Annotated in this window: 7 protein-coding genes and 1 pseudogene; 3 read left to right on the top strand and 5 right to left on the bottom strand. The window is 61.1% G+C overall.

The features are described 5' to 3' along the window. Positions 1–429: 429 nt before the first annotated feature. The 5 genes and pseudogenes from FOY53_RS22295 to FOY53_RS22275 form a co-directional block, all read right to left on the bottom strand. Positions 430–955 (bottom strand): annotated as a pseudogene (locus FOY53_RS22295) (heavy metal-binding domain-containing protein); the annotation flags it as partial. Positions 956–1,106: 151 nt separating this feature from the next. After that, complete coding sequence (locus FOY53_RS22290; protein ID WP_222435330.1) at positions 1,107–1,391, bottom strand: hypothetical protein; 285 nt, start codon at positions 1,389–1,391, stop codon at positions 1,107–1,109. A 152-nt stretch (positions 1,392–1,543) separates the two neighbouring features. After that, positions 1,544–2,215 carry a TVP38/TMEM64 family protein gene (locus tag FOY53_RS22285; protein ID WP_146592494.1) on the bottom strand — a complete coding sequence of 224 codons (672 nt, stop codon included), beginning with the start codon at positions 2,213–2,215 and terminating at the stop codon, positions 1,544–1,546. A gap of 1 nt (position 2,216) precedes the next feature. Continuing rightward, positions 2,217–2,603 (bottom strand): DUF302 domain-containing protein, encoded by a 387-nt coding sequence (locus tag FOY53_RS22280; protein WP_146592493.1) that lies wholly within the window; start codon positions 2,601–2,603, stop codon positions 2,217–2,219. A gap of 174 nt (positions 2,604–2,777) precedes the next feature. Beyond that, positions 2,778–3,263, bottom strand: coding sequence for a c-type cytochrome (locus FOY53_RS22275; RefSeq protein ID WP_246107520.1), 486 nt, complete (start codon positions 3,261–3,263; stop codon positions 2,778–2,780). Between the two features lie 212 nt (positions 3,264–3,475). On the opposite strand from FOY53_RS22275, the gene FOY53_RS23525 reads away from it, so the two are divergent. The 3 genes from FOY53_RS23525 (at position 3,476) to FOY53_RS22260 (ending at position 6,289) form a co-directional block, all read left to right on the top strand. Further along, the gene (locus tag FOY53_RS23525; RefSeq protein WP_222435329.1) at positions 3,476–3,847 is read left to right on the top strand and encodes an SHOCT domain-containing protein; all 372 of its coding nucleotides are present in this window, start codon (positions 3,476–3,478) and stop codon (positions 3,845–3,847) included. Between the two features lie 261 nt (positions 3,848–4,108). Next, on the top strand, positions 4,109–5,398 hold the full coding sequence (locus FOY53_RS22265; protein ID WP_246107519.1) for a multicopper oxidase domain-containing protein: 1,290 nt from the start codon (positions 4,109–4,111) through the stop codon (positions 5,396–5,398). 45 nt (positions 5,399–5,443) lie between these two features. Beyond that, positions 5,444–6,289 (top strand): sterol desaturase family protein, encoded by an 846-nt coding sequence (locus FOY53_RS22260; RefSeq protein ID WP_146592491.1) that lies wholly within the window; start codon positions 5,444–5,446, stop codon positions 6,287–6,289. Positions 6,290–6,421: the final 132 nt, after the last annotated feature.

Genomic DNA, 6,421 nt, shown 5'->3' with positions numbered 1-6,421 from the left:
CCTCTGGCACTATAAGCAGAAAGTGAGGCACCCTGCAACACGGTGCGATTGTTGTATGGTACCTCTCGACCGCACCAACTTTCCCTTGTTTTTTGGCGAAAACTTCGGTTTTCAATTCTGGTTCCCCATATACTCGCCCCCCTTCCCATGGCCGTGGCTCATGATGCCTCCCTGCCGCCATACCGACATGGCGACACGAGTAGCACAAAGGCGCGCCACACAGCGACCTGCCGCAGTCCGACCAGCATTTGCCGCTGCTAGGTGTGCCGCAGCTCACGCTTGAGGGCTTTGCGGTGTTGGTCGTGATGCGCGGTCCGCCGTGAAGGTCGAGATCGGCGTGGCGAGACCCAGTGCGCAGGGGCAAGCGATGCTCAACACCGAGACGGCCGGGACGATGGCGAAGATCAGGGCGGGTTCTGGCTCGAAGATCACCCACACAACGAAGGCAGGGACCGCTACGCCGACAACCGTCGGAAGATCGCCGTGACCCATTCGATACTGTTCGGGGAACAGGCCCGCCAGACAGGTCGCGAAGATCGAATCGAGATACGCCGCCGCGACACCGAGGCTGATCAGCGTCCACGTGTCCGGCGACCGGTTTTCGAGCGAATCCCGGGCGGCCCGAAGGAAAGGCACCGCTGCCTAGAGAATGACCGGCGTGGCCAGCACAAACTCCTGTTTGCTGTCGGTTTGAAGCCCGGTCCAGTTGCGCACCGGAAGGCCGACCAGCACGCCCATTGTGAGGACAATCCGCGGCACAGCCGCTGCAGCCGAGATCCACATACGGCGAGTGAAATCCGTCACTTCCTCGCCGGGTTCATCCGAAGGCAGCATCGGTTCCAGCACCATGCCGCAGATCGGGTAGCCCCCGGGTGCATCGCGCAAGATTTCGGGGATGCATCGGACAAGTGTGCTGGACACCAGCTTTGCCGAAACGCTGCCAGATCACCACCATCCGCCTGGGTGGCGATCAGTGTGCGTACGAACGTCTGCGGCGAGCAATGCGTGAAATAGGTCAGGATGTCAGGGCCTTCGGTGCGTACATCCACGGTATAACCGGGGGCGCCGGGTGCACTGAATGGAAACCGAAGCAAAAGCCGGATCGTTCACCGCAGCCGCCGACCCGGATCGCGAGATGTCAGCCGGAACGGAAGGGACGTCAGGCGCAGAAGTCGGGCATAGTATTCCCAGCCCACGTCCACCACAAGAGCGCGGGCGCTGTCTGCCGGGACATCATCGTCGAGCAGGACCGGATAGGCGGCGCTGGTGAAGATTGCCATTTCGACCATCAGCCGATTGCCAGCCTTCGGCAAAGCATCGAAATTTGCGACCGGGCATAGATCGTCCGCCACAGCCGCGACTTTGGAGATCAACCGATCGACATGCTGCACCAACCAGCGGCGCGGTGCTTGGTCGTTTTCAGAAATGTCACGGGTCAGGAGCACCCTTTTGGCGGACCTGCGGAGCGTCATCAGGATCAACCGGCGAATGATCGGCCAAAGCGCATTACTCAAACGCGACCGCCTTGGACTGATCGTGGCCATCAGGTTTCCTCCCTCTCTTTCTGCCGGCATGCCATGCAAAGCAACGGCAATCCCGTCACGAGCCCAAGGCCAAGCACCGCCCAAGTCGCCCGCCCGAGGTCTCCGCTGGCCGCCTCACCACCGAAATGGGCCAGCAGAAAGCTGGCCGGTAAGATGCCCGCCAGCGTTGCAAGAGCGAAGCGCCAGGCGTGCAGCCGGCTGAGCCCCGCCGCGTAGCTGATCATGTCGAAGGACACGAAGGGCATCAGGCGGCTGGCAAAGACCGTCACCGTCAGCGCGGTTTGCGAGCCGAGCAATCCGGCGTCCACCCGATCCCCGAATACCCGTCGCAAGGCGTCATGCCCCAGAACGCGCGCCAGTCCAAACGCGATCAGTGCCCCGGCCTCTGCCCCGATGGCGACCTGCACGGTCCCCCAGAGATGTCCGTATGCGGCCCCGGCGGCCAGCGCGATCGGCGCGCTCGGTATCGGGCTCGCCACGACCGCGACGGTCATCGACGTGACGATCACGACAGGCCCCCAGATCCCTGCGCGCGCCACCAGCAATTTTAGGCTCTCACCGTCCATGAGCCCACGTGCCTGAGCGAACACCGACGGCGCGAACAGCCACACACCGAGCAGGGTGGTCCCGACGATCACCAGCACCAAGAGGATGGCGGCGCGCAGTCTCATTTCAGATCGCCTCGACAGCCTTGGCCAGAAGGTCACGGACCTGGCCCGCAACGGCCGTCAACTCGGCATTGTCGACGGCCATCATCGACGCTACCGGGTCGATGGCACTGACTTCGACGCCTCCCTCGACCTCTCGCAGGATGACGTTGCAGGGCAGCATCGCACCGACCCGTGGTTCGATCCCGATCGCCTGATGCGCCATCTTCGGGTTGCAGGCGCCCAAAATGCGGTAGGCTGGCATCTCGATATCGAGCTTCTTTTTCATCGTTGCCTTGACGTCGATCTCGGTGAGGATGCCAAAGCCGTTATCGGCAAGGGCGGCGCGGGTGCGGCCCTCGATGTCGTCAAACGGCACCTCGCGGAACATCCGATTGATAGTGTAACTCATGGCAATCAAATCCTTATTCTGAGTTATCAGTGCAGTAATCCGGCGCGGTCGCGCCGGAATCGGCCTTGTGCAGTCAAGCTGAAGGTTTGGTTCGGCACTTCATGACTGCGATGTCAGGATGTAGGTCGCAACCGGGCTGCGTGAAGCACCGATATTCACCGAACAAGCCGGCCATCAGTCTGCTTCCCCGTCTTCCATCTTTTCCAGCCGGGCAGCCATCTCCGCGGGGATGTCGTCCACTGTGAAACGCGTCTGTTCCTCAGGATCGTGCACAAAGGCGATGATGTCGGCCAATTCGGCCCCGGTGAATTCGATCTGGCCGCCCATTTCATCCTTTTGCATCGCGATCATCGCAGGTGCACCCCGCCACATTCTGGCGGCAAATTCGAAAGGATTCATGGGCAGTGGCATGGTTGCGGCATCTAACGTCGGCGCGTCCTCGCCGCCGACACCGTTGACCGAGTGACACATGACGCAACCCTTCGCGGCAAAAAGCTTTCGCCCTTCTGCGGCATTCATTTTGGGCATCAAAAGGCCATCGGACATCATCGCCATGCCACTTTGCGGATTGGTTTGCTGAGCAAAGGCGGTGGCACCGACCATGAACGTCAAGCCTGCCGCAAGTGTCACCTTACGACGAGGAATAGCGCGGCGTTTCATTTTCATCTCCATTTCTGCGAAGTGGCGAAGTGCGAAGCGGCTACAGGAACGCCCAATCGTGAGAGAATGCGACCGACTCATGCTGGCACGGCTTGTCCAGTATCGGCGTTGATTTTCCTTGGCGCATTGATCTGCATCATAATCAGAGCAGGCGACTGCGCTTAGGGTAGGCGGGTAGGTGGCGTTGCTGGCAATCCAAAAGGAGTTGAAGAATGGAGTTCCGGTATTGGACGATAGGCTCAAGCGTCGCGGGCGCACTTTGCGTCGCCGCGACGTCGACGATGGCACAGGTCGGGAACATCCCGGGTCGAAACGACCTCTACCATCATGGCCATGACATGATGTGGGGTGGTACCCAGTGGGGAGGCTTTGGAATGGTTCTTGGACCGATATTCATGATTCTGATCGTGGTCGGAATTGTTGCGGGGATCATATATCTGCTGCGCCTGTTCGGTGTGGCCGGACCCGCCGTCGGCAGTCACGCCGCGCACGACCGTGCCCTTGCGCTTCTGAAGGAGCGCTATGCCAAGGGCGAAATCGATTCAGCAGAGTTTGCTGAGCGCAAGAAGCTGCTTGCTGACTGATCCGCGACGCTTGGAGCCATTTCAGTCTCCCGCCGCACCTTCAGGCGGCTGGAGCGGCTTCAATCCCGTGTTCCGTCAAACGTCACTGCCATTGGAGGGTCTGGCTCGGGGACGCGCCCAACCAAGCCTGGAAAGATCAGCATGAAAAGACGCCAATTCCTGACTTCGACCCCGGCAGCGATCCTGACCGCCGGCCTCGTTTGCCAAACGCCTGTCCGACGCGCCTTTGCGCAGGGCCAGGCGCCGCGAACGCGGCTTGCGATGCCGCCGCTTCTCGATACACGAGCGGCGGGGCGGCTGGCGCTGAGCGCAACCCCGGGCAGTACCGTTTTTGCCGGCGGTCGCCGCGTCGCGACCGCCGGGTTCAATCAGGCATATCTGGGGCCGACGATCCTGATGCAGAACGGCGACTTGGCCGCTGAAGTGCAGAATAATCTGGATGAACCCATCAGCACGCATTGGCACGGCCTTCTTGTACCAGGAGAGCATGACGGCGGCCCGCACCTTCCCATCGCACCCGGTGCAACATGGCAACCGGAGATGTCCATTGCGCAGGACCCGGCGACCGCCTGGTATCACTCGCATATCCACGAACGCACCGCACAACAGGTCTATTTCGGACTGGCCGGGGTCATTCACGTGACCGACGGGCAGGACGACGCGCGCGGTCTGCCCTCAACATACGGGATCGACGATCTGACGCTGGTCTTGCAGGATCGCCGCTTCGATGCCTCCGGACGCATGGTATACAACCCCTCCATGATGGACATGATGCACGGGTTCACCGGCAACAGGATGCTCGTCAACGGTCAGGTGGGCGCAACGGCGGTTGTGCCGCAAGGGATCGTGCGACTGCGCCTGCTCAACGGCTCGAATTCCCGCATCTACACGCTGTTTTTCGACGATATCCGTCCCATGCATCTGGTGGCAACTGACGGTGGCTTTCTACCTGCACCTGTCGTGCTGGACGTGCTGCGCCTCGCCCCCGGCGAACGGGCCGAAGTGCTTGTCGATTTCTCGTCAGGCGGCGCGCCTGTGCTGATGAGCGATCCGGACCAGGCTTACGGCGTCCTGCAGTTCGAGGTCGACACAGCACTGGCCAGGCGGATCACCCGCCTGCCGGAACAACTGGACGGTGCGCCCGCGGACCTGTCGGGCGCCGAGATCGCGACGCGGCAGGTCTCGCTCGACATGGGCATGGGCGGCATGATGATGGGCGGGGGCGGCTTTGCGATCAACGGACGCCCCTTCGACATGGACCGGATCGATTTCGAGGTCGCGCGGGGAACCGTGGAACGCTGGCAGATCCGCAGCACAATGATCGCCCACCCGTTCCACGTCCACGGCATTCGCTTCCGGGTGATCACCGAGAATGGCAGCCCGCCGCGACCCGAGAACACCGGTTGGAAAGACACCGTGCTGGTGCCCGGCGAGGCCGAGATTCTCGCCCGGTTCGACCAGCCCGCCAGCCGCGAGACACCGTTCATGTTTCACTGCCATATTCTCGAGCATGAAGATGCTGGTATGATGGCGCAGTTCACAGTGACCTAACTTTCATGCCGTGCGGACCGCAAAACGAAAGCTCCGAAAAAACCGATGACAGACTCCCTTCTTGCCACCGAGCCACAGCTTCGCCTCATCGTGTTTCTCGGTGTTCTGGTCGCCATGGCCATCTGGGAACTTGCGGCGCCCCGGCGAAGGCAAGAGATCCCGAGGGTGATCCGCTGGACCAACAATCTGGGCCTCGTGGTGATCGATACCATCGTATTGCGCTTGAGTTTCCCGGTCCTGGCGGTCGGATTGGCGGTGTTGGCCCAGGATCGTGGCTGGGGGCTTTTCAATGTCATCGAGATGCCCGGGTGGGTCGCGGTGCTCGTCTCGATCATTGTTCTCGATCTGGTCATCTACCTGCAGCACGTGATGTTCCATGCGGTTCCCGCGCTGTGGCGGCTTCACCGGATGCATCATGCTGACCTTGAGTTTGACGTTACCACGGGCCTGCGCTTTCATCCGGTTGAAATTCTGCTCTCGATGGGGATCAAGCTGGCTGTGGTGATGGCTTTGGGCCCGCCTGCGGTTGCTGTGTTGATCTTCGAGGTGCTGTTGAACGCGACCGCCATGTTCAATCACTCCAATGTCCGGATGCCGCGGATCGCAGACCGGGTCCTGCGACTGATCGTGGTGACGCCAGACATGCACCGCGTCCATCACTCGATCCGACCTGAAGAGACGAACAGCAATTTTGGCTTCAACTTTCCTTGGTGGGACAGGCTGCTTGGCACCTACAAGACGCAGCCGAAAGCCGGGCACGAGGCCATGTCCATCGGCATCGAACAATTCCGGACAACGCGCGACCTGTGGCTCGACCGGATGCTGATTCAGCCGGTCAAAGGCCCTGCAAGCGGCTATCCGATCAATCGCGAGACACGAAAGAAGTCTTGATCGACGTTGCCGCTGTCCTTGCTCCAACCAACTGCAACGGTGGGGAGAAGAGGCGTTGATGATGTGACCGCCCCCCGACGGCATCAATGTGCCAAGGTGGGTCTGCGATGATCCACAAAGGAGGACGGTCAT

Origin of the sequence: Puniceibacterium confluentis (genome assembly GCF_007923445.1) — a bacterium.
Taxonomy (GTDB): Bacteria; Pseudomonadota; Alphaproteobacteria; order Rhodobacterales; family Rhodobacteraceae; genus Puniceibacterium; species Puniceibacterium confluentis.
This window is presented reverse-complemented; position numbering and strand designations above follow the sequence as displayed.

Coding starts and splice junctions, on each gene's coding strand:
- FOY53_RS22265 (WP_246107519.1), top strand. CDS start 4,109: ATGCCGCCGCTTCTCGATACACGAGCGGCGGGGCGGCTGGCGCTGAGC.
- FOY53_RS22275 (WP_246107520.1), bottom strand. CDS start 3,263: ATGAAACGCCGCGCTATTCCTCGTCGTAAGGTGACACTTGCGGCAGGC.
- FOY53_RS23525 (WP_222435329.1), top strand. CDS start 3,476: ATGGAGTTCCGGTATTGGACGATAGGCTCAAGCGTCGCGGGCGCACTT.
- FOY53_RS22280 (WP_146592493.1), bottom strand. CDS start 2,603: ATGAGTTACACTATCAATCGGATGTTCCGCGAGGTGCCGTTTGACGAC.
- FOY53_RS22285 (WP_146592494.1), bottom strand. CDS start 2,215: ATGAGACTGCGCGCCGCCATCCTCTTGGTGCTGGTGATCGTCGGGACC.
- FOY53_RS22260 (WP_146592491.1), top strand. CDS start 5,444: ATGACAGACTCCCTTCTTGCCACCGAGCCACAGCTTCGCCTCATCGTG.